The organism is Mesorhizobium sp. M8A.F.Ca.ET.057.01.1.1 (assembly GCF_003952565.1).
Classification (GTDB): Bacteria; Pseudomonadota; Alphaproteobacteria; order Rhizobiales; family Rhizobiaceae; genus Mesorhizobium.
The window spans coordinates 6,491,710-6,514,765 of sequence record NZ_CP034454.1 but is presented as its reverse complement, the minus strand read 5'-3'; the positions used below and the strand labels follow the sequence as shown (position 1 = coordinate 6,514,765).

Sequence of the window (23,056 nt, the reverse complement as noted above, 5' to 3'; positions counted from 1 at the left end):
TTAATCCCGGCATATAGGCGCTCGCACCGGTCGAGGCAAATGACGCCTATACGTCGGCGTCGCGCAGGGAGAGGAATAAATTCCTTATGACTCTGCTTGACTCTTCCAGCGCCCTCTGGAATCAATAGGAACATAACAGGAACAATTGTGAGTGGAAGCTGACCGTCATGGCGATGACCGCCGTGGCGCGGGAGACTGTTTTTGCCCTGCGCCGCCAGATCGCGAAAATCGAGGGAACGTTGCCCGAGCGCCTGCAGGCGCCGGCGGCGCCGCCCCTTGATGCCGGCGCCAGCGCTGACCCCACGCCGGGCAGCGATCTGACGATCGTCCGGCGCGGCCTTGCCGCCGCCTTGCCGGATGCCTTCCTGCCCATCGGCGTCGAGCGGCTCGATGCCGCGCTCGGCGGCGGCCTGCCGAAAGCCGCCCTGACCGAAATCCATGGCCTGGAGACCCGCGATGCGGGAGCCGTGGCCGGCTTCGCCCTGTCGCTCGTCAGCCTGATCCTCAACCAGGCGCAAGGGCTGCCCATCTTATGGATCGGGACATCGGAAATTTTCCACGAGGCCGGCTTTCCCTACGCCAGGGGGCTGCATGCCGCCTTCGGCATCGAGCCCGGGCAATTGCTGTTTTCCGAGGCGCCCAGGCTTGTCGATGCGCTGTGGGTCGCCGAGGAGGCGGCCCGCATGACGGCGCTTGCCGCCGTCATTCTGGAAATCCGCGGCAATCCGCAGCGGCTGGACCTGACCGCGACGCGCCGCCTGCATGCGCGGGCGCAAGGTGCCGGCCGGCCGGTGTTCCTGCTGCGGCAGGCGGCTGAGCCGGAACCGACGGCGGCGCCTGTCCGCCTCATCGCCGCGTCGGCGCCGGCCGTGCCGCGCGCCACGGTCGCCGGGCCGCTCGCCGGTTCGATCGGCCACCCCGCCTTCACCATCAGCATCGGCAAGAGCCGCACGGCCTTGCCTGGACAATTCATACTGGAGTGGAACCCCGATGAACGCGTATTCGACGAAAGAAGGGGCGAGGAAAGACGGGAGCGGGCAGAGAATCCTGTCCCTGTGGTTTCCCTATCTGGCGGCCGAAAGGATCCTGCGGCAGCGGCTGGGGAAATCCTGGCGTTCCCGACCCTCGGATCATCCGTCGCCATCTCACCCACCACTCGTGATCAGCCACCGCCAGGGCAACGCGCAGCGCATTTCGGCCCTCGACGAGCGGGCTGAGGCGCTGCACCTGAAGCGCGACATGGGGATTGCCGATGCGCGCGCCATGCATCCGTCGATCGACATCGTCGAAGCCGATCCGGAGGCCGACCGGCGCCTGCTCGAGGGCCTTGCCGACTGGTGCGACCGCTACACGCCGCTGGTGGCGCTGGACAGCATCGACGGCCTATTCCTCGACGTCACCGGCTGCACCCATCTGTTCGGCGGCGAACGCGCCATGCTCGACGAAATCCTGTCGCGATTCTTCCATCAGGGTTTCGACGTCCGCGCCGGGCTTGCCGGCACGCCCGGGGCAGCCTGGGCGGCGGCACGCTTTTGCGGCGACCGCATCGTTCTATCGGGCGAGGAGGAAGCCTTGCTTGCTCCCTTGCCGCTGGCCGCCCTTCGCATAGCGCCGGAAACCCGGACCAGCCTGGAAAGTGTCGGGCTGCGCACGGCAGGCGCGGTCATGGCCGCGCCGCGCGCGCCGCTCGCCCGCCGCTTCGGCGCTTTGCTGCTCCAGCGCCTCGACCAGGCGCTTGGCCGTCTCGACGAAGCGATCTCGCCGCGCCTTCCCGTCGCGCCGCTTTCGGTCGAACGTCATCTCGCCGAACCCGTCACGCTGACGGAGGAGATAGAGCGGCTGGTGGGCATGCTGGCGACGACCTTGAAGACCGACCTCGAACGCCGCGGCGAAGGCGCCCGGACACTGGCGCTGCTGCTCTTTCGCGTCGACGGCGCCGTCAGCCGCATCGCGCTCGGCACCTCGCGGCCGATGCGCGAACCCTTGCTGATCCGGAAATTGTTCCATGAGCGGCTGGCAGCACTCGAGCAGCATATCGATGCCGGCTATGGCTTCGACCTGGTGCGCCTCTCGGTGCTGGCTGTCGCCGCTTTCGACACGCAGCAGACCGATCTGACCGGTGAAGCGGCCGACGACGGTGCCGACATCGCCCTGTTCGCCGACCGTATCCGCGCCCGCCTCGGCGAGGGCGCGGTTCTCCAGCCTGTCCCTGTGGAAAGCCATCTGCCCGAACGCGCCGTCGCCATCGTCCCCTTCAGCGAGGCGCCGCGCCGGACCACGCCGCCGAAGAAGCCGGACAGGATGCAGGCGCCGACGACCATCTTCCCGCCGGAACGGCCGATCCGACTGTTCCGCGCGCCCGAGCCCATCGATGTGCCGGCCACCGAAATGCCGGAGGGACCGCCGCTGCATTTTCGTTGGCGCCGCGCGCTCTACCGCGTCACCCGCGCCGAGGGTCCGGAACGTATCGCCGCCGAATGGTGGCGCGAGACGCCAAGCGATCCGGCGGCATCGACACGTGACTATTTCCGTATCGAGGACGCCGATGGCCGCCGCTACTGGCTCTACCGGCAAGGCCTTTACGGCGGCGCCTCGCAGATCCCGCCGCGCTGGTTCATGCACGGGGTCTTCGCATGAACGCGCTGACCGTCATCCCCTATGCCGAGTTCGGCATCCAGTCGAATTTCTCCTTCCTGCGCGGCGCTTCCAAGCCGGAGGAACTGGTGGTCGCGGCCAAGCTCATGGGCTTCTCCGCGATCGGGCTCGCCGACCGCAACAGCGTGGCCGGCGTGGTGCGCGCCTGGCAGCAGGCCAAGGTCGAAAAGCTTGCCTATCACCCCGGCTGCCGGCTGGTTTTTGGCGACGGCACGCCGGACATTCTCGCCTATCCGAGGGACCGCACGGGCTGGGGACATCTGTGCCGCATGCTCACCCAGGCCAATCTGCGCGACGAGACCGAAAAGGGCGCCACCTTGCTCCAGCGCGGCGACCTGCTCGAATGGGGGGACCGGATGTCGCTGGCGGTCTTGCCCGATCTGGCGCAGGACGCGCAGGACAGCCTGGCCTTGCTGCGGGAACTCGAGGGCCGGTTCGGCAGGGCCCTGCGGCTCGGCGTCTCGCCTTGTTATGCCGGCCATGACCGGTTCAGGATCGAGCAGGCGGCGGCGTTTGCCGAAAGCACCGGCATCCCGCTGATGGCGACCAACGACGTGCTCTATCACACGGCCGAACGCCGCCCCTTACAGGATGTGCTGACCGCGATCCGCCTCAATGTTCCGGTCGCCGAGGTAGGGCTGGAGCTGACCGCCAATGCCGAACGCCATCTGAAGCCGCCGCTGGAAATGGCGCGCCTGTTCCGCAGGCATCCGCGGGCGCTGGCGGAGACGCTGCGTTTCGGCGAAGAGCTGACCTTCTCGCTCGGCGACCTTCAGTACAATTATCCCGATGAGCCGACGGAATCGGGCCTCGGCCCGCAGGCGGAGCTGGAGCGCCTGGCCCGGGAGGGAGCGGCCCGGCGCTTTCCCGGCGGCGTCCCCTCCAGCGTCATAAAACGCATTCAGGAAGAACTCGCCCTGATCGAGCGGCTGAATTACGCCCGCTATTTCCTGACCGTCCATGACATCATCAAATTCACCCGCGGCGAAGGCATTCTCTGCCAGGGCCGCGGCTCCGCCGCCAATTCGATCATCTGCTTCTGCATCGGCATCACCGAGGTGGGACCGGACAAGATCGACACGCTCTTCGAGCGTTTCATCTCGGAGGAACGCAACGAGCCACCGGATATCGATGTCGATTTCGAGCATGAGCGGCGCGAAGAGGTGATGCAGTACATCTATACGAAATACAGCTCCAAGCGCACGGCGCTCGCCGCCGCCGTCATCAGCTATCGCGGCCGTTCGGCGCTGCGCGAAGTGTCGAAGGCGATGGGCCTGTCGGAGGATGTCCGGGCGTCGCTTTCCGGCTCGATCTGGGGCTGGTCGACCTCGGAACTCGGCGAGAAGGAGGCCAGGGCCGGCGGCCTCGACCGCAGCGATCCCATATCGCGGCATGTGATGGAACGCGCCAACGAGATCATGGGCTTCCCCCGCCATCTCTCCCAGCATGTCGGCGGCTTCGTCATCACCAGGGACCGCCTCGACGAAATCGTCCCCATCGTCAAGACGGCGATGGACGAGCGCAAGATGGTCGAATGGGACAAGGACGATCTCGACGCGGTGAAAATCCTCAAGGTGGATATCCTGGCGCTCGGCATGCTGACCTGCCTCCAGCGCGCTTTTACCTTGCTCGAAACCCAATACGGCGTGAGAGACGACTATGGCAGGCCATTGACCCTGGATACGATCGCCAAGGAGGATTCCCGCGTCTACGACATGATCTGCCGCGCCGATACGCTCGGTGTCTTCCAGATCGAATCGCGCGCGCAGATGTCGATGCTGCCACGGCTGAAGCCGCGCGAATTCTACGATCTTGTCATCGAGGTGGCGATCGTGCGGCCGGGCCCGATCCAGGGTGACATGGTGCATCCCTATCTGCGCCGCCGCCAAGGCAAGGAAAAAGCCGAATATCCCAAGCCGGAGCTGGAAAGAATACTCGGCAAGACGCTGGGCGTGCCGCTGTTCCAGGAGCAGGCGATGAAGATCGCCATCGTCGCCGGCGGCTTCAGGCCGGGCGAGGCCGATGAACTGCGCCGCGCCATGGCCACCTTCAAGCGCACCGGCACCATCGGCAATTACCGCCAGCGCATGATCGACGGCATGACAGGCCGAGGCTACGAAAAGGACTTCGCCGAGCGCTGCTTCAAGCAGATCGAGGGTTTTGGCGAATATGGCTTTCCCGAAAGCCACGCCGCCTCCTTCGCGCTGCTCGTCTATGCCTCCTGCTGGTTCAAGACCTTCTATCCCGACGTGTTCTGCGCCGCGATCCTGAACTCGCAGCCGATGGGCTTCTATCAGCCGGCGCAGCTGGTGCGCGACGCCCGCGACCATGGCGTCGACATCCGCGAGGTCGACGTCAATTTCTCCGTCTGGGACTGCACCCTGGAAAAAGCGCCTTTCGACCCGGCCCGCATCCTGCCGCGCCATGCCGAGATGCGCGGTGTCATCGAGACAAGCCATGCGCTGCGGCTCGGCTTCAGGCAGATCAAGGGACTTTCCAAGGAACGCATGGAGGCTTTCGTCGAACGGCGCGGCGCCGGCTACTCGACCGTCCGGGATGTCTGGCTGCGCTCCGGCCTCAATGTCGACGAGATCGAGAAGCTGGCGCAGGCCGACGCCTTTCGGTCCATCGGCCTCGACCGCCGCGCGGCACTGTGGGAGGTCCGCGCGCTCGACGGCAAGAGCGCCGCCGAGAAACTGCCGCTGTTCGACCAGCCGGCGCTCAGCCTGCGCGAGCTGGAGCCCGAGACGAGACTGCCGAAAATGCCGCTCGGCGAGCATGTCATCCACGATTACCGCTCGCTCGGCCTGTCGCTGAAGGCGCATCCGGTCGCCTTCCTGCGCGAACGGCTCGACCGCGCCGGCGTCACCCCCAATGCCAGCCTGCCTTCCGTGCGCGACGGCAGGCGGGTCTCAGTTGCCGGTCTGGTGCTGGTGCGCCAGCGCCCCGGCAAGGGCAACGCGATCTTTCTCACGCTGGAAGACGACAAGGCCGTCGCCAATGTCATCTTCTGGGAAAGGACCTTCACCCGCTTCCGGCCCATCGTCATGGGCGCGCGCTTCGTCAAGGTCAGCGGGAAACTGCAGTCGGAATCAGGCGTCGTCCATATCGTCGCCGAGAAGATCGAGGATCTGACGCCCTGGCTGACCGTGCTGCTGGAAAAGGTCAGTGCGGCCTCACCGCCGGCCGCCGGTCCTCCGCACCGCTCCGCCAACGCCAACGACCCGGACCGCTCCAGCCAACCCGCAATCCGGGAAGACGGACAGGATATAGCGATGCTGTCGGAAGAGGCGGAAAGGGTCATGCCCAAGGGGCGCAATTTTCAGTAGGCGCGGGGCCGAATCCACGCGCCTTCGTCATCCACGGGCGAAGCAGGAGCGAAGCTCCGTCGCGAAGACCCGAGGATCCATGCCGCTACATCGGCCAAGGAATGCGACGGTCCGGAATGGTGCCTATCCTGGAGAAAAGGCTGCTGGTCTTGGCCCGCTTTCACACGTTACATCCGTCGCGGCATGGATCCCAGGGTCTCCGCGACGCCGCTTCGCGGCTGCTCCGCCCTGGGATGACGAAGTGATGATGCTCCGCGCCGCGCGCTCAGCTCGGCCCGCCCAGCTTCGGCGGCGACAGCACGTCCTCGGCCGAGATGGTCCGCGCCTCCGAGGGCAGCATGATGGGGATGCCGTCGCGCACGGGATAAGCGAGCTTGGCGATCCGCGAGACCAGCTCGCCACGCTCGGGGTCCCACGCCAGCGGCCCCTTGGTCAGCGGGCAGGCCAGCAGTTCCAGCAGCTTCGGGTCGACGCTGGTTTTCTTTCCGTCACGCCCATCCGCCATCAGATCCTCTTCCGGTTCACGCCGACGATGTATTGAGATTCAGGCCAGGCCGGCTGAACATCGGCACATCCTACTGCAGGCTTGAGCCAAAATCCTCATTCTCGCGCGCCAGCGTCATCTCGGTGATGGCGATCAGCGTCTCGGCCCGCGTCTTCAGGTCCGCGGCTTCCAGCAACGCCTGCTTCTCGGCCGGTCCGTAAGGCGCCATCATCGACAGCGCGTTGACCAGCATGGCGTTTTCGGCCCGGCTGACGCTTTCCCAGTCGGCTTCCAGATCATTGGCCTGCAAATAGGCGCGAAAGGCCCGCAACAGCGCCGGCCGGTCGATTTCATCGGCCGCCTGCTCCTCGTCGAGATCGGCGAGGAAGGGCGCCGGTTTGCACTGGCGGAACGGCGTCTTGACCGTCAGTTCGTGGGCGACGCGGAACCGGCACACGCCTTGCAGCGAAATCAGGTAGCGGCCGTCGCCTGTCTCCGAAAAGGCGATGATGCGACCGATGCAGCCGACATTGCAAAGCTCCGGCTCGCCATCCTCGCGCAATGCGCCATTGAGACCGGGCTGGATGATGCCGATGAGACGCGAGCCGGCGACCGCCTCGTCCACCATCTGCAGGTAGCGCGGCTCGAAGATGTTGAGCGGCATGCGGCCGCCCGGCAAAAGGAGCGCGCCCTCGAGCGGAAAGATCGGGATCGTCGACGGCAAATCCTTGGCGAGCCGGTAATGCGCGTTTCCCGCTTGCACCTCATTCCTCCGATCGCTTCCATGGCGAAGCGTCAACCCTGCCCTGTCCTATCTGGCGCTCAGGCCCGACGCCGCAAGCCTGTGCGACAAAACAACCGATAACCGGCTCAGGAAAACAGCAACGCCGACAATTTGCGGCGCGCGGCAAGCGTCGCCTCGTCGGTCATGCCCCAGGCCTCGAACAGTTGCAGCAACTGCGTCCTGGCGCCATCCTCGTTCCAGGCGCGGTCGGCCTTGATGATGGCCAGCAGATTGTCGGCGGCCGCGGTGCGATCGCCCCTGGCGTTCTGGATCATGGCCAGATCGAAACGCGCCTGATGGTCCTTGGGATTTTCCGCAAGCCGCCGTTCGAATTCGGCCGGATTGCCGAGTTCGGCCGCCTGCGCGGCAAGCGCCATCTTGGCGCGCAGGGCGGCGAGCGCCGGCGCGTCCTTCTTGGCCTCGGGCGCCGTTGCCAGCAGCGCCTCGGCGCCTTCCGTGTCGCCGGCTTCGAACAGCAGCTCGCCCAACCCGCCAATCGCCTCAACCGTCTCCGGCGCCTGCGCCAGGATGGCGTCGTAGATGTCGGCAGCGGCCTGCATGTCGCCGGCGTCGCGTGCCTCCGCCGCCGCCGCCAAGGCCTCGGCCACCGGCGGCGCGCCATTGCCCTTGCCGCCAACCTTGGTGATGAATTCGTTGATCTGGCTCTCGGGAATGGCGCCCATGAAGCCATCGACGGGCTGGCCGTCCTTGAAGGCGATGACCGCCGGAATCGACTGGATGCCGAGCTGGCCGGCGATCGAGGGATGGTCGTCTATGTTCATCTTGACCAGCTTGACCTTGCCGCCGGCGGCCTTGACGGCCTTTTCCAGCTGCGGAGTGAGCTGCTTGCAAGGTCCGCACCACGGCGCCCAGAAATCGACCAGCACCGGCTGGCGGCGCGATTCCTGGATGACGTCGGCGGCGAAGGCGGCGGTCGTCGTGTCCTTGATGACATCGGCGGCGGCGGCGCCCGCGGGCGCATCGCCAAGCGCGGCCTTCGCCGGCGCCGTTCCGCCATACTGCACCTTGGTGGCATATTGGCCGCCATTGCTTCCGAATGATCCGCCAAACGGATTGTTGTCGCTCATCTCGTCACCCTTTCGGTCGCGCCGCCTGCCCGCGGCTCGGCGCCATGTCTCAATTGGAAATCGGCTTCGCCATCCATGTGGCGATCATGCCGAGACTTTCAAGATAGCAGCATCGTGCCCGGTTGCCTCGACGAATCTGATGAGATCGGCCGCCGTGATCGACGTCGTCGCCTCGTTGGTCAGCGGATGCGCGTTGATGACGGAATGCGCCATCAAATCCTTGTCGAGCACCAGCTTGACCCTGTTTTCCCTGTCGTTGATGACGCCGAAGACGGTGACGGCACCCGGCGTGACGCCCAAAAGCTCCATCAGCATCTCCGGCTTGCCGAAGGAAACCCGGCTGGCGGCGCCGATCGACTGGTGGATCTGCTTGAGATCGACGACCGCGTCCTCGCCGACGGCGACCAGGAAGAAATTGTCCTTCTTGTCCTTCAGGAACAGGTTTTTTGTGTGTCCGCCGGCGATTTCGCCGCGCAGCTCCTGCGAATCGGCCACCGTATAGAGCGGCGGGTGGCGTTTCGTCGAAACGGCGATGCCGAGTTCGGCAAGAAAGGCCATCAGTTCAGCTTCGGTCTTCGGCATTGGTCTTCTTCTCGTCGTTTCCTGGGCCTTGCCGTTTACGGCCAATGAGGCGGCCGACACAAGGCCATCGCGCAAGGGCGATGAAATCCGCGCGTCGCGGACGGTTTGCCGGCATCGTTCGGGAGGTTGCAAAAAGCCTGTTATTCCCTGTTGCAATCGCCGCGCTCTTCAGCCATATAGGCCCGGCTTGCGGCCAAGACGCCGTGTGAGCGGGTGTAGCTCAGGGGTAGAGCACAACCTTGCCAAGGTTGGGGTCGAGCGTTCGAATCGCTTCACCCGCTCCAGTTTTCCCTAGGGAAATCAAGCATCGAAAAGCCGCGGTTCGCCGCGGCTTTTTCGTTTTCTGGTGGACGCTGACGGACGCATAGGCGGAAATACTGCCCACCATCCTCGAAAATCACATGAGTCCCAGCGAAGCACGCCTCGCACCTGGCCTCGTTGGCTCTTTCGCCTTCAGCCGCTCTTTGCCCCGTCCGACCTCCGCGGCGACGCCAGGCGGACCAGCGACGTCCGGCTGCTGATCGAGGCGAGGTGGCAGTAGAGCAGACCGAGCACGCCGGATTTGCGCGGGTCGAGGAACGATGTTCCGGGTCACTCCCGTTCGTTGCTGTTCCCGTGAACGACGTCGACGTACGACCGGATCGCTTAGGTTTCGGCTGGCGCTGCGGCAACCGTATCGGGACCGGCGCGAGCGACCATTCCAACGGCGTTGGCGCCGAGGAGGTAAATCAGTTAAAACTAAATCAGGCGGAACTATTGTCTGCGATTTCGGGAGACGACATGTCCGAGGAGCATGTTGAGCGTCGGCTGGCGGCGATCCTGGCGGCTGATGTGGTCGGCTATAGCCGTCTTATGGAGGCCGACGAGGAGCAGACGCTCAATCTCCTTCGGCAGCATCGACGGGAGTTCTTCGATCCGACCGTCACCAAGCACGGTGGACGCATCTTTAAAGTGATGGGCGACGGCTTCCTGGTGGAGTTCGGCAGCGTAATCAATGCGGCGCGCTGCGCGGTCGAGATCCAACGCGGCATGTCCGAGCGGAATGCCGGCATCCCCGAGCCCCGGCATTTCAAGTTTCGCATTGGCATCAACCTTGGCGACATCATCGTCGACGGTGATGATTTCCATGGCGACGGCGTCAATCTTGCGGTGCGGCTGCAGGGGCTCGCAATACCCGGCGGCATCGCCTGCTCGGAAGTGGTGCGCCATGAGGTCGGCAACAAGCTGGGCGTCGACTTCGCCGATCAGGGCGCCAGGACCGTCAAGAACATTGCTCAGCCGGTGCACGTCTATTTCGCCAACTGGGACCAGGGCGTCTCGCAAGTCGAGACGCATATTGCAGTCGAGAGCGTCCAGACACTGGTGCGGTCCGACAAGCCGTCAGTGGCGATCCTGCCCTTCGCCAATCTGAGCAATGATCCCGACCAGCAGTATTTCAGCGACGGCATCACTGAAGATATCATAACCGACCTCTCGAACGTCTCCGGCCTGTTCGTGCTCAGCCGCAATACGGTGTTCGCCTTCAAGGGCAGGACCGACAAGATGGAACGCATCGTCAGGGAACTTGGCGTCGGCTACATTGTCGAGGGCAGCGTCCGCAAGGCGGGAAACCGGGTCAGGATCAATGCCGAGTTGATCGAGGGCGCCACGGACGGACACGTCTGGGCTGCCCGCTTCGACCGCGACCTCACCGACATCTTCGCCGTGCAGGACGAAATCGCCAAGGCGGTCGTGGCGCAGCTCAGGGTCAGGCTCCTGCCCGAGGAGAAGAAGGCTATTGAGCTGGCGCCGACGGACAGTGTCGAAGCCTATACGCATTATCTTCGAGGCCGCGATTACAGCCACATCGCGACCAGAGCGAACCACCTGATGGCCAGACAAAGCTATATCCGAGCCATCGAGCTTGATCCGGGATATGCCCGCGCCTATGCAGGCTTGGCGGTCTGCGACGTACGCCTTCAGTCGATCTACGGCTCATCGATCCACGTGGACGACATTCTCGCGACCGCCGACAAGACCCTGGCCCTGGACCCGAATCTGGCTGAGGCGCATTCAGCCAGGGGCTTTGCCCTGTCCCTCGCCGACCGCCGTTCCGAGGCCGCGGCGGCGTTCGAACAGGCTCTCACGCTCGACCCCAACTGCCACGAGGCCAACCGCTACTATGCCGAGTTCTGCGTGACCGGCGGCCAGTTCGAGCTCGCCGCGACGTATTTCCTGCGCGCGATGGAGATCAAACCGACCGACTACGGCGCACCGGTCATGCTGGTGAACGTCTTCCGCACTCTCGGCCAACAGAACGACGCGGAGCTTTATGCGCGGATCGCATTGGAGAGAGCGGAAGAGGAACTCCGTCTGCATCCGGAGAACGCCAATTGTGCCTGCCTGGGGGCGATCGTGCTGGCCTTCCTTGGTGAACGCGACAGGGCCGCGAAGTGGCTTGGCCGGTCTCTGGAAATCGACCCTAGCGATATCAACGTCCAATACAACGCCGCTTGTACCTATGCGTTGCTGGGGGAATTCGAACGTTCGATCGACCTTTTGGAAGTGTGGCTGCCGCAGGCTGGCGCCGAGATGAGACTCTGGTTCAGGAACGATTCCGATTTCGCCTCTGTTCACAGTCATCCCCGCTACCAGAAGTTGCTCCAGCTCCTGCAGTAGCGACACGCATTGTTCTTGGGGCAATTTTGTTGCCGATAATCAAGAACCGTCCTTCAGGAAGAATTAACCTGACAGACCAACGTCCTCGCCATCTCACGGATATTATGGTATGTTACTAATATAACCGAGAGGTGGGGGAATGGGTACCCGGTTCAGGCTGTTTGTTCAGCCTCCGTTCGAAGACCCTACGTCAAGCCCTGAGATCATTGCGGTTTCTTCCCCGCGAGGCAGCGTCGGACCTGGCCCGTCCGACGATCGCATGTATGTCGTCGAGCCGGTCGGCAAGACGCGGCCCTATGGCGTCAACCACGGCCCGTTGGGTACGCCCGTTATCTCCCTGCCGCCCTGGACGCGAGCGATCCTCGATCCGGCCGTTCCCGACGACGAAGGCAATTTCGATCATTATCAGCCCTCGACGCCCGGCTTCGAAGCAGCGCACGCGTTCGGTTGCGCGCGCTTCACGCTCGACGTTTGGGAGCGTTACATCGGCCAGCCGCTCACCTGGCATTTCCACGATCACTACGACCGTCTGGAAATCTCGATCCTGCCGGGTTGGGACAACGCCCAATACGGCTATGGCTTCCTTGAACTCGGCAGCCAATTCGTGAAAGACGGACGCACGCTCCCGTTCAGCCTCGACTTTGATATTATCGCGCACGAGGTTGGCCATGCATTCGTCTACAGCGTCCTTGGCATACCGAACCCGGGAGCTGAGTTCCCGGAATATCTGGGCTTTCAGGAGGCCTTTTCGGACTGCGTTTCGTTGATCGCGGCCATGCATTTTCCCTCCGTGATCGATAATGTCCTGACGGTGACGCGTGGGAATCTCTACATCGCCAACCAACTCTCTCGCTTCTCGGAATTCTCGCCGCACCGCCAGATCCGCGAGGCCAACAACAAACTGACGATGGCCGATTTTGTGGACGGCTGGACCGACGAGCATGCACTGTCGCAACCTCTCACGGGCGCCGTCTTCGACATTCTGGTCGATGTCTTTCACGAGAGCTTGGTGGCTCGAGAACTGATCTCGCCGGAGGCCGAAAATCTTGCCGACCTCGCCGAGATAGATCCAGCTGCCGAGCTGCCGATGCAGGAAGTCTTTGATCGCGATTTCGCCAGCAATCCGGAAGGTTTCGCCGAGGCGCTGCTCGACGCGCGCGATATCGTGGGTACCTATCTCGCCGAGACGCTTTGGGCTCTCGGCCCGGATTTCCTGGACTACGGTGACGTGGCGAGAACGATGCTCGCGGTCGACGACAGCATGACCGGAGGAGAGCTATCGAGGATCATCTTCCGGGATTTCGACCGAAGAGGGATTTTTCGCTGCCGTGCCGGGCCTCGCCTGACGAAGCCAAACCGGAAAAGCCATGTTCATGAGGGCCGAATCGCTCATCCGCTGGACCAGGCGCGCCTGCCGGACATGAGCTATTTCGAGAAATATTGGATGTCCAGAAGTGGCGCCGATCTTTGATCGACATGCAGATGATGGGGTGATCCATGACGACTGAAACCATTCTAAGTACCTCAACCATACATTTGTTCGGTAGAGTTCTTGAAGATTTGAGGCTCAAGAAGAGGGTCGATGGGGGACGGCCTCCAAGGCTTGGCAACAATAGATTCCTGCAGAACCAGATCGACGCTTCCGGTAGCCTGCTGGCAAGGATCTATGCGTTCACCTTTGAAGCGCAGTTCTACGAGCTGGCCCGACCGACCATACTTCTTGTCCATGGGCCTGGCACTGCCGTTGATTATCCGGCCCCGGAGGACACCGATCTCAAGGTCATGAGCCGCGGTCCAAGCGACCCTGCCTATACCGGACTGTCATCGCAGATAGGCTCGTTTGCGCGCGGAATGCAGGTCTGGGTCTACGACAAGAGTGACCTGACAATGCGGCTGGAACTCGACACCGGAACGCTCGAAGATGTCCTGTTGAGCGCAGAGCTGGACCCGGGTTCGTTTGGTCGATCGGGTGGAGCAATGGGCAGATCCGGCGGTGCGATGGGGCGATCTGGCGGCGCCATGGGCAGGTCTGGCGGTGCGATGGGACGGTCCGGTGGCGCCATGAACCGCGGCGGGCGCGGCGATTTGGACTAGAGCAATTCCAGGAAAAGTGCGTAGCGGTTTTCCGTCCGGAATTGCGTAAAAACAAGAAGTTAGAGCGGGTCACAGATTCTATCAAACATTGAACCGCTCTAGCGTTTCCGATCTTTAATTTGAGAAGGCCGAAGGGAGATGGGCCATGGCGAGAGTAGATATAGTACGCGTCGAAACACCTGAAGGGGCTGCTGTACGAGGCGGAGATCCGGTTATGGTCACTGTGAAGGTAGCTCCACGGTGGTTTGAAGACGCTGACGACTTGGCAATTAGATTTATTTACGCTGACACTTTAGAAGGCACTGACTACGTATCAGTATACAAGGAAATAACCATCGATAGCGCGACGGAAATAAGCTTTAGGGTTAAAGCGAAGCATGGTTCTTCACCAGGAGAATACTATGTTCAAATCAAGAAAGAATCCACAGATGAAACGGTAGCAAGTGATCCTGGCGATGGGACTATCACTGTCTCCTAAAGTTGATCACTGCCAAAAACATATGCTGTAACGAGCCGAAACGTCACAAGTCGCATCGGCATCAGCGGCTCTGCCCTCACGCCGGCAAAATCTTGCCGGGGTTTATGATGTCTGCGGGCCGAGCGTCTGCTTGATCATGCGGCTTCCGCAGCCGCCTCCCCCGAGCCTTCCGGCTCGCTCCTGTCACGGAGGACCCTCGGCTCCCAGAAGGCTGTTCGACTTTCCTTGAGAGCGCACAACCATGAGCGCGAGAAATCAGCCCTTCGCCCCCTCCGCCTTGCGCACGGACGCCTGGTGCACCAGCGAGGTCCAGCTGTTGGTCGAGGCGAGGTGGCAATAGAGCAGGCCGAGCGCGCCTGATTTTCTCAGGTCGAGAAAGGCCTCGTCGCTCAATTTGTTGAAAGCGGCCTCGTCGATCACCTGGAAATCGGTGAGGTTGAGCACTTCGCCGCCTTCCAGCGTCACCTTGCTCTGGCGCGGCGAAAACAGGCCATGCGCGTCTATCTTGTCGACCATCTCGCGGGTGGCCCTGAAGTCGATCTGGAACTGGTTGCAGAAGGCGAGCGCCTGCTTGGTCGCCTCGGTCGGTTCGTTGCCGCTGAAGAACGGCAGCACCTTGTCGTCACGGAACGGCGCCACGAGCTGGTCGACGACGCGCTCGCTCGCCCGGTCGACGCACAGCGTCAGCCGGCCGGCCGACGTCGGGTCCTCGGCCAGGATGAAGGGATAGCGGCGGACATAGGCCGGGATGTAATGCGGTGCGTTCCACATGCCGTCGGCATCGACGAACAGGTTTTCGTCCTGGCGCACGCCGGTGATGATGACAGGCGCCTTGGCGGCGCCGATGAACACGATCGGGTAGGAGCGCATCGCCGCCGGCATCTCCGACGCCACCACCGGAATGGCGTGCGCCGAGCGCGCGAAGGAAAAATCGCTGCGCGCGGTCAGCCCGAGCGAGCCATGCCGGATCGGGTTGAGCGCCTCTGGCCTCGTATAGAACAACGGCATGGCGTCACCCCCATTTGCAGGCGCCGCCCCTGTTTTCGAACCGCTCTCAGCCATCGTCCGTCCTTTTCTCCCGCAAGCCGGTCAAGCCGGCCAATCAGCGTCCGGCGTCGCTGCCGAAGCCCTGTCTTGTCGCGCCAGGCGCTGATCGGAAACAATCCCGCGCCGGAACAAAGTACTACAGTGTCGCCGGCACGCGCAAAAGGACATGGGCTGCCGTATTTTGCGGTTTGCGGCGGTGAATTGTCTTGGGCGCCGAGCGCTTCGCGCGATGGCGTACAATCCCAGGAAAGTGTTCGACGTTCTTCCGTCCTGGACTCCAGAAAAAATGAGCTCTGGACAGCTCGCGGCGAAGCGGCGACAGTGCCGCGCAAACGGCTTTGAGGCGAGCGCAATGGCGGCGGCGGCGGATTTCGAACAGGCGATCGGGCAGGCGTTCATCATCGAGACCACAGGCGGGCGCATCTCGCTCGAACTGAGCGCCGTCAATCGTATCGCGGCCAGCCGGCGCCCGGGCGGCGGTTTTTCCCTGCTGTTCCGGGGACCGCGCGAGATCGCGCTGCCGCAGGCGACCTACAGCCTTGCCGGCACCAGCGGGGTCCACGACATCTTCATCGTACCGGTTGCAGCCGACGCGGCCGGCCGGACCTACGAAGCGGTGTTCAATTAACGCCGGTTTTGAGCTGCAGGCGGCGCCCCTCACTGTCCTGCCGGACGTTCGTCACTCGAAAAAGCCAAGCAATTGGCTTTTCGTCCGCTGCGCGGATCGCTCCTCAACTCCCCGTAAGCGGGGCAAGAGTAGCTGGCGGCAATGCCCTTGCCCTTCTTGCGGCGGGAGATTGGCGAAATCATCAACGAGGCAGGCAGGTGAGGGGCAACGCCAACCAACGATCATGGATCCGCCGGCGTACAAGCCATCAAATCGTAGACGCCCTTGTCCTCGACGACGACAAAGCCGAGATCGACATAGAGCCGCCTTGCCGGATTATTCTTCTCGACATGGATCGACACTGATTTGCCGGCTAACCATGCCTCGTCTATCAGGTCGCGCAACAGGGCGCCACCATAGCCCTTGCGGCGATGCGCAGGCAGGAAGGCGATGTCGATGATGAGGTGTTGGCTTGGCCAGCGCTCTAGATAGAGCCGGCCGATGTCGTGTCCGGCATGGCTCACCACCAGCCAGTCGGCCTCGGGGTAGTGCTTGTGGTAATGCGTGTGCTGCGCCTGGAACTGCATATCAAGGAAGGCGGTCTTTTGTGCCTCGCTCCAGTCCGTCACGGCGAGTTCATCCATGCGGGTCGAGGCGTAGAGCCGCGACAGGAAGGCAATGTCGACGTCACCGGCGGAACGGAATTTCAGCCCGGCCGCAAAGGCGCGGGGCCAGGCCACGACAGGATGCTCCGGCTTGCTGTCTGTCACGCCAACTGTCGCCGATTGAACTGTGCGTCACACCGGCGGCGTCAGGTTGCGCACCACCACGATCTGCTTGAGGTTGTCCTCGGCGAGCGTCGTCCATTCATATTCCCATTCGGAACTGTCGATGGCCATCTGGTTGATCGTTCCGAGCGCGTTGGTGCCGTTCGGCATGATCATCAAGCTGAACAAAGCGAGCCGCCCGTCAGCATTGTAGTTGAGCGAGAGCCGCGTCGAGTAGAGGGACACGCCGAAATCGCGCCATCCCGACCAGTTCTGCGTAGTGGCATCCCACTGCGCGTTGAATTCGTGGACGCGCTGCTGATCGGAGGAGGCCAGCACGATGTCGCCGTCGCCCTGGATGCCGGCGGCAAGCGTGTATTTCGGCACCCTGGAGTAGCCGGTCGTCGCCCAGCCCGTCCATGTGTCCGACCCCGCGGGCTGCTGGCGCGTGTGCAGAACCTGTCCGTTCTGGGTCAGGGCGAACAGGTTGGTGCCGCCTAGTGGGCCGATCACCGGCGCCATTTCGGTGAAGCCGCCGGTTTGCCCGGTGTTGATCTGCACCCAGCCCGTCCAGTCGGCGGCCTTGAAAGCCTGCGCCTTGGCCTGCTGGCAGCGGTAGAGGTTCAGGCCTGAATTGATGCCGAACAGCGCGATGCGGCCGTCGGCCTGTCGTATGGCGGTGATCGTCACGAGCTGGCCGGTGAGCTGTATCCAGGCGCTCCAGGGCTGTACGGGCGGCCTGAGCTCGTCGACGGTGACGACGATCGGCGTCTTGGTCCCGGGCGGCGTGATGGTCTTCTGCACCTGCACGATCTGGTCGGGGTTCTGGTAGATCCACCAGATGCGGCCCTGATTGTCGGTGAGGAAGATTTCGATGCGGCCATCCGCATCCCTGGCCATCGAGAGCTTCTGGTAGCTGGTGGCGCCGGGCGGCGCGCCGATGCTCACCGGCGCGTTCCATTTGTCGACCGGGCCGACCTGGTTGGCGTCCTCCGTGATGAAGGACAGATTGGTGGTGCCGGATGGCTGCGCGACCACCGCGACGCGGCTGTCCTTGGTCAGCCCGGCGGTCATGATCAGCCAGGCACCCGGCGAGATGGGAGACCATGCGGAGGGCCACGACCCGTTGGGCGCCACTTGACCCTTCTGGATCAGCCGCCCGGCGGCCGAATCGATGCCGACGACCATCAGCCGCGACAGTTCGAAGAACGACGCCCCGGTCGGCATGGCCTGGTAGACCGGCGCCGGGCCAGAGCGCCGTGAACTGGCGCTGGCCTTCGAGGCCGCTCTCGGCGGCACAGCCGGCACCTTCGCCGCGGGAGCCGCTGTTTTCGATTTCGGTTCTGCTTTCTTGGCCATTGTATCCGTCCTGCCCCCTGTTGGCTCGGTGTCAGCCTCTCGGCGGGAAAATGCCTTGCAGCGCGATGATGAACGTCAACGCCAGGTAGGGCTGCAAATTGTCGTGAGGCAGGGAACTGCCGGCAAGAGAAAGAGCTTGGGCATTCATCTGCGCCAGATTGCTTGCCGTATTTGATTGATAGATCGTGCCGGCCTTGGAGCGACCCAGAAATTCTGTCGGCAACGGGCCTTTGAGCGTCCCGTTTTCAGTCGAAGCCATAAGGCTGTGATTGTGAACCGGCATTTCGGAGGCGAGCAACGTCACGGTCTGGCTACCCCCTGGCTCGCCTAGGAAGTGATCCGTTCCGCCGGCTGCAGCGCCGGGATGCATCGGCGCCGAGCCGGCCAGATTCGGCAGCGCGAAAGTCGACTTCCCATCGCCGCCATAGGTCGTGCCGAGCAATGAAAAGAGCGCCGTATTTTGCGAAATCGGCAGCAACTGTCCGTTGCATGTCGCCCAACCTACCGGCGCGAACGTTCCGGCAAAAATACGAATTTCCGCGACGAATTGGTCGGACATGACACCCTCTAGGTCTGGCTGGGGAAAACCCCGAACAGCGAGATGATGAAATTGACGCACAGATAGGGCATGAAATTATCGTGCGGGTTGCTGCCCCCGGCGGTGGTCAACGAATTTCCCGCAAGCCCCGCGCCAGCAACGTCGACCACATAGGCCGAGATCGTCGGGGAGGTCGCCAGAACATTGCCGCCTGGATTGGGATCGGACGCCGTGTTCAACGACGCCATCAGTGCATGGCCATGAGCTGGTATCTGGCTTGTCGTCAGCGTCACGGATTCGACGCCGGCGGCTTCCCCGAGCGCATAGTTCTGGCTCATCCCCGGGCCCTGGCCCGCATGTATGGGGATGCGGCCGCTGAGGTTGGGCAGGGCAAACGTCTCCTGGCCATCGCCGCCATAGGTCGTGCCTATCAAATTGAACAGCGTATCGTTTTCCGAGATCGGCAGAAGCTGACCTTGACAAAACATCCAGCCGGCAGGCGCGAAATTGCCGCCGAACATGCGAATCTCACCGACATAAGGTTGGCTCATTGCCGCTCCCTCTAGTTCTGCGACGGGAAGATGCCTTGCAGGGCGATGACGATGTTGAGCGTCAGGAAGGGTTGTCGATTCTCGTGCGGGTTGGTGTTGCCAACGCTGGAGATCGATCCGGGATTCAACGTCGTCGGATTGGCAAGGCCGGCGTAGAGGACCCCGACCTCGCGGGCCAGTACGCTGCCGGCGGGGGTGTTCCTGTCGCCTTGCGTCTGCGACGCGTTGATCAGATGGTTATGGGACGGCATCTCGGCCAGTGTCAGCGTATGAAATTCGGCTCCGCCTCTGCCGCCGACCACCGCCCCAATAGAACCGCCAGTGTGTATGGGAACCCTGCCTCGAAGATCCGGCAGACCAAAAGTGGTTCTACCATCTCCGCCATAATTCGTTCCAAGAAGAGAAAATAAAGCTTGATTCTGATTTATTGGAAGAAGCTGACCGTTGCAGAAAGCCCATCCCTTTGGCGGAAAATTGCAAGAAATAAGCTTGAGTTCACCCAAAAAAGGTGTGCCCATCTCGGCCCCCTAAACTACCCTAGCATCAATCTAGCCAGTTTCATTGCTGGCGTCGACAAGTATCTGATGGACGGCAAAAAATTAATACGCGACGATTACAATCGTCGGTTAAGAATACGTTACCAACGACCCCGGCTGCAAGCGGCTATCACGGTGTCGGCGGCGGCAGTGCCGGCGCGGCGTGATTGAAGATGACATTGGTGTCGACGCGCATCGTGGTGCCGGGTGAGGCGCTGGCTGTGAGTCCATTCGCCGCCGCGAGCGCATTTGCATCGGCCTGCGTGACGTTGACAGCGTTCGTCCCGCCAGGCGCCCCGCCGATACGCGCGGTCGTGGTGGCGCCCTGGCCGTTTGCGTTGATGAAAGTGTTGCCGCTCACGAGCGCATTGATGAAGCCACCGCCCGCGTTGTTGAAGTTGTTGATGAACAGTCCTCGGTCATCGAGGATGTCGCGGATCGTGTTGCCCGTCAGCGTGATGTTGACCACGCTTGCCGAATTCTGGGTACCGTTGCCAGACTGAACATCGATGCCCTCGAAGCCGCTGCCGCTGCCATTGCCCACGCTTTGCACGATGTTGTTGGTAACGCTCAGCGTCATGGTGCCGCCGTCGGCCTCGTCATGGATGTCGAGCCCATTGCCGATCTGCGCCCCGGAACCCACAACGCCCTGTGTGCCGATGGTCGTGTTGCGCAGGAAACCCGTCACGGTCGTGGTGCCAAAATGGTTGATGGCTATGCCGACCGCGCGGTTGTTGGTGACGGTATTGTCGTTGACATCGAAGTTGAGCGTGCTGGTGCCCGTGGCCGTCAGCGTGATGCCCGAATTGTTGGTGTTGAACGTGTTCACGCCACCTGCGGTGCCGTCGCCGAGATGCACGTTGAGCGTGCCGTCGTCAACCGAGCCGGCGAAGCCGGTGGCCGTATAGGTCGTCGGCGTGGACAGGTTGCCGGTGAAGGTGTTGTTTGTTGCATGGACCGTTGCCGTCGGCGACCCGGCGAGGCCGCCTGTGGTGAGGTCGATCTGGAACTGGTCGCCAGCTACCGTCGAAGCACCATTGTTGGAGAAGGAACTGTTGGTCACAACCAGGTCGGTCAGCGTGCCGCCGGTGTTCTGGATAAACACGTTGTGGACGTAGGAATTGCTCACCGTGAGGTTGCTGAACGTCGTCAGGTGCGTCGCGTCGCCGGTCAACTCGAACAGGTAGATATTGCCCTCGCCATTGCCCGAGCTCGAGTTTCCGTTGCCGGACACGGTATCGCGGTTCAGCACCAGACCGTTCACGCCGTTGCCGAGGATGCCGTTTCCTTGCGAGTTGGTGATGTTCATGTTGGTCAGGCTGACGTTCTGCGTCGAGGTCAGGCTGACGCCGTCGCCGGTCGAATTGGTAATCGTGCCGCCGGAGCCAGCCGTCGTGCCTGTGCCGGTGACGGTCAGCCCGCCGCTGGCGCCGGTGTTGTTGAGCACGATTCCGTTGACGGCGCCATTGGTCGATATACTCCTGAACGTCAGCCCGCTCCCGCCGATCGTGGTGTTGGCGAAGTTCAGCGCCTTGCCGCTACCCGCCGACGAGAAGCCAATCGTGTTGTTCGAACCCTGCACCGTGACCGTACCGCCGCCGGTGGCATTGAAGCCGGTGCCGGACGTGGTGTTGATTGCCAGCCCGCCGCCGGTGAAGTTGATCGTCGTGTTGGTGTTGGCGGTGAGGTCGACGGCATTGTTGGCGCCGGTGGAAAGCGTTTTGGTGCCGCCGGAGAAATTGATCGTGCCGCCGGTGTTGCCACTGACGAGGATGCCGTTGGCCAGACTATTCGTAGCGCTGAGATTTCCCGACAGTGTTACCGTGCCGACGCTGTGACTCGAAACGCTGACGACGTTTCCTGCGGTCGTCTTGGTGACCGAGCCGCCGTAGGTGACGTCTGCCGTGCCGCCGATGACCAGGAACGCCTCGGTCCCGGCACCGCTCAGCGCGCCGGAACCAAGATTGACCGTGCCGGTGACGTTGCTCACGCTGACATTGTTGACGCCGCCGGTCGAGTTGGTAGAGGTGAAATTGACGCCAGCGGCGATGCCTACCAGGGTGACTGCCCGTGAGGTGGAACCGACCGTTCCGGTCGTGACGTTGACCGTTCCGCCATTGCTGGCGCTGAAGCCGGTCGTGCCGTTGGTCACGATATTCAGGTTGGCAAAGCCGACGGTCGAAGCGGTGGCGTTGTTGTCGATCGATACGGCGGTGCCTGTCATCGTCGTGGTGGTGCCGAGATTGACAGCGCCATTGAAGCTGACCGTGTTGACCGCTGTGGCGCCGGAAATGCCGATGCCGCTCGCCGCGCCATTGGCCGAGATCGACCCCGCGAAGGTGACGCTGCCGCCGCCGCGATTGGCGATGGTGACGGCGTTGCCGGCCGTCGCCTTGGTGACCGAGCCGGCATAGCTGATGACGGCATTGCCACCAGTCACGTTGAACGCCACGCCCGAAGCGCCGCTCAGCGCGCCGGAGCCGAGGCCGACCGTACCGGTGACGTTGGTCAGGCTGACATTGTTGGTGCCGCCGGCCGACGATGTCGAATCCAACGCAATGTTGGCGGCGACGCCTGCAAGGTTGATCGCCTGGCCGCCGGTGGCGTTCACCGTCTGGCTGGCGATGGTGCCGAGGATATTCAGCGTGCCGCCGGTCCCGGCAATGCCGGTGCCGGTCGTGGTATCGATGGTCAGGCCATTGTTGAAGTTGGTCGTGCCGCCGGTCTGCGACAGGCCGGCGCCGCTCGTCGTATCGATATTGGCGAGGCCGCCGACATTGAGCGTGCCGCTGGCCCAGCCGATGCCGGCGCCCGCCGTGGCGGCGTTGTTGACCAGCACCGTGTTGAAATTGAAGGTGCCGGTGTTGGTGCCGGTGGCGCTGATGCCGGCTCCCGTCGTGCCGGAGATGCTCGTCGAGCCGGTGACGGTGAAGGTGCCGGCGACGCCGTCGAAGATGATGCCATTGGCCGCATTGCTGGCCGCGACGGTGCCGAACGTCATGTTGACGGTCAGCGGATCAAGATCGAAGGCCGCACCGTTGGTGGTGAGGACCGTGCCGATGCTGTTGTTCAGCGTGAAATTGGTGGTTTTGGTGGCCGCAAGCACACCGGTGCCATTGTTGTTGGCCAGGCTGAGCGCACCCAGATCAAAGGTGCCGCTGGTGTTGGTGAAGCTGAGGCCGTTGCCCTGGACCCGCGCGCCGGGATTGCCGATGCCGAGCGTGCCCGCGCTGACGGTGCCGCCGGCGCCGTCGGAGTCGAACCGGACATTGTTGAAGGCGATGCCGCCGCCGGTGCCGCCGGTGACCTTGTTGCCGGCGAAGGACCGGATGGCGATCGAATTGTCCGTCGCGTTGATGTTCTGGCCGACGAACGACGCTGCCAGCGCCGATCCCGTCGATTTCAGCGTGTTGCCGTCGATCGACAGCAGCAGCTTGTCGGCCGTTGCGCCGCCGCTGGTGACGAAATCGAGCGCCCTGCCGCCGGCGGCGATGTCGTT

The 23,056-nt window shown here is 63.0% G+C and carries 18 protein-coding genes and 1 tRNA gene; 9 read left to right on the top strand and 10 right to left on the bottom strand.

Annotation, left to right across the window (positions count from 1 at the left end):
* Nucleotides 1–167 precede the first annotated feature (167 nt).
* From EJ077_RS32455 to EJ077_RS30885, 3 genes are read left to right on the top strand one after another with little or no spacing between them, the layout of a single operon-like run.
* Nucleotides 168–1,217 carry an ImuA family protein gene (locus tag EJ077_RS32455; RefSeq protein ID WP_245458585.1) on the top strand — a complete coding sequence of 350 codons (1,050 nt, stop codon included), beginning with the start codon at nucleotides 168–170 and terminating at the stop codon, nucleotides 1,215–1,217.
* Entirely contained in the window at nucleotides 1,159–2,637 is a 1,479-nt protein-coding gene (locus EJ077_RS30890) for a DUF6504 family protein (RefSeq protein WP_245458584.1), read from the top strand. The genes EJ077_RS32455 and EJ077_RS30890 overlap by 59 nt, the downstream gene beginning before the upstream one ends.
* Entirely contained in the window at nucleotides 2,634–5,984 is a 3,351-nt protein-coding gene (locus tag EJ077_RS30885; RefSeq protein ID WP_208698773.1) for an error-prone DNA polymerase, read from the top strand. Before EJ077_RS30890 ends, EJ077_RS30885 begins: the two co-directional genes overlap by 4 nt.
* Nucleotides 5,985–6,249: 265 nt before the next feature.
* Here EJ077_RS30885 and EJ077_RS30880 read toward each other — a convergent pair whose 3' ends face one another.
* The 4 genes from EJ077_RS30880 to EJ077_RS30865 all read right to left on the bottom strand — a co-directional run bounded on the left by EJ077_RS30880 (nucleotide 6,250) and on the right by EJ077_RS30865 (nucleotide 8,922).
* Complete coding sequence (locus EJ077_RS30880) at nucleotides 6,250–6,489, bottom strand: Trm112 family protein (RefSeq protein ID WP_208698771.1); 240 nt, start codon at nucleotides 6,487–6,489, stop codon at nucleotides 6,250–6,252.
* 70 nt (nucleotides 6,490–6,559) lie between these two features.
* Complete coding sequence (locus EJ077_RS30875; protein WP_208698768.1) at nucleotides 6,560–7,231, bottom strand: LON peptidase substrate-binding domain-containing protein; 672 nt, start codon at nucleotides 7,229–7,231, stop codon at nucleotides 6,560–6,562.
* 107 nt (nucleotides 7,232–7,338) lie between these two features.
* Complete coding sequence (gene trxA, locus EJ077_RS30870) at nucleotides 7,339–8,340, bottom strand: thioredoxin (RefSeq protein WP_208698766.1); 1,002 nt, start codon at nucleotides 8,338–8,340, stop codon at nucleotides 7,339–7,341.
* An 84-nt stretch (nucleotides 8,341–8,424) separates the two neighbouring features.
* A complete protein-coding gene (locus EJ077_RS30865; protein WP_208698764.1) occupies nucleotides 8,425–8,922 on the bottom strand; it encodes a prolyl-tRNA synthetase associated domain-containing protein in 498 nt (165 codons plus the stop codon).
* Between the two features lie 209 nt (nucleotides 8,923–9,131).
* Here EJ077_RS30865 and EJ077_RS30860 point away from each other — a divergent pair.
* The 5 genes from EJ077_RS30860 to EJ077_RS30840 all read left to right on the top strand — a co-directional run bounded on the left by EJ077_RS30860 (nucleotide 9,132) and on the right by EJ077_RS30840 (nucleotide 14,152).
* Nucleotides 9,132–9,206, top strand: a tRNA-Gly gene (locus tag EJ077_RS30860).
* A 496-nt stretch (nucleotides 9,207–9,702) separates the two neighbouring features.
* The gene (locus EJ077_RS30855; RefSeq protein ID WP_208703181.1) at nucleotides 9,703–11,580 is read left to right on the top strand and encodes an adenylate/guanylate cyclase domain-containing protein; all 1,878 of its coding nucleotides are present in this window, start codon (nucleotides 9,703–9,705) and stop codon (nucleotides 11,578–11,580) included.
* A gap of 139 nt (nucleotides 11,581–11,719) precedes the next feature.
* Nucleotides 11,720–13,051, top strand: coding sequence for a hypothetical protein (locus EJ077_RS30850; protein ID WP_208698762.1), 1,332 nt, complete (start codon nucleotides 11,720–11,722; stop codon nucleotides 13,049–13,051).
* A gap of 26 nt (nucleotides 13,052–13,077) precedes the next feature.
* Entirely contained in the window at nucleotides 13,078–13,674 is a 597-nt protein-coding gene (locus EJ077_RS30845; RefSeq protein ID WP_208698760.1) for a hypothetical protein, read from the top strand.
* A 145-nt stretch (nucleotides 13,675–13,819) separates the two neighbouring features.
* Nucleotides 13,820–14,152 carry a hypothetical protein gene (locus tag EJ077_RS30840; protein WP_208698758.1) on the top strand — a complete coding sequence of 111 codons (333 nt, stop codon included), beginning with the start codon at nucleotides 13,820–13,822 and terminating at the stop codon, nucleotides 14,150–14,152.
* A gap of 255 nt (nucleotides 14,153–14,407) precedes the next feature.
* On the opposite strand, the gene EJ077_RS30835 is transcribed toward EJ077_RS30840, so the two are convergent.
* Nucleotides 14,408–15,160, bottom strand: a complete 753-nt coding sequence (locus EJ077_RS30835) for a SapC family protein (protein WP_245458583.1) — start codon at nucleotides 15,158–15,160, stop codon at nucleotides 14,408–14,410.
* Between the two features lie 391 nt (nucleotides 15,161–15,551).
* Here EJ077_RS30835 and EJ077_RS30830 point away from each other — a divergent pair, with 391 nt between their 5' ends.
* Complete coding sequence (locus tag EJ077_RS30830) at nucleotides 15,552–15,827, top strand: DUF6916 family protein (RefSeq protein ID WP_208698754.1); 276 nt, start codon at nucleotides 15,552–15,554, stop codon at nucleotides 15,825–15,827.
* 221 nt (nucleotides 15,828–16,048) lie between these two features.
* Here the strand turns inward: EJ077_RS30830 and EJ077_RS30825 are convergent, their stop codons facing one another.
* The 5 genes from EJ077_RS30825 to EJ077_RS30805 are packed head-to-tail and all read right to left on the bottom strand — an operon-like array spanning nucleotide 16,049 to nucleotide 19,539.
* A complete protein-coding gene (locus EJ077_RS30825; RefSeq protein ID WP_245458582.1) occupies nucleotides 16,049–16,576 on the bottom strand; it encodes a GNAT family N-acetyltransferase in 528 nt (175 codons plus the stop codon).
* Nucleotides 16,577–16,603: 27 nt separating this feature from the next.
* The gene (locus EJ077_RS30820) at nucleotides 16,604–17,932 is read right to left on the bottom strand and encodes a hypothetical protein (RefSeq protein WP_208698752.1); all 1,329 of its coding nucleotides are present in this window, start codon (nucleotides 17,930–17,932) and stop codon (nucleotides 16,604–16,606) included.
* 31 nt (nucleotides 17,933–17,963) lie between these two features.
* Complete coding sequence (locus tag EJ077_RS30815; protein ID WP_208698750.1) at nucleotides 17,964–18,491, bottom strand: phage tail protein; 528 nt, start codon at nucleotides 18,489–18,491, stop codon at nucleotides 17,964–17,966.
* An 8-nt stretch (nucleotides 18,492–18,499) separates the two neighbouring features.
* Nucleotides 18,500–19,021: a phage tail protein gene (locus tag EJ077_RS30810; protein ID WP_208698748.1), complete on the bottom strand. Its 522-nt coding sequence runs from the start codon at nucleotides 19,019–19,021 to the stop codon at nucleotides 18,500–18,502.
* A gap of 11 nt (nucleotides 19,022–19,032) precedes the next feature.
* On the bottom strand, nucleotides 19,033–19,539 hold the full coding sequence (locus EJ077_RS30805) for a phage tail protein (protein ID WP_208698746.1): 507 nt from the start codon (nucleotides 19,537–19,539) through the stop codon (nucleotides 19,033–19,035).
* Between the last annotated feature and the right edge of the window lie 3,517 nt (nucleotides 19,540–23,056).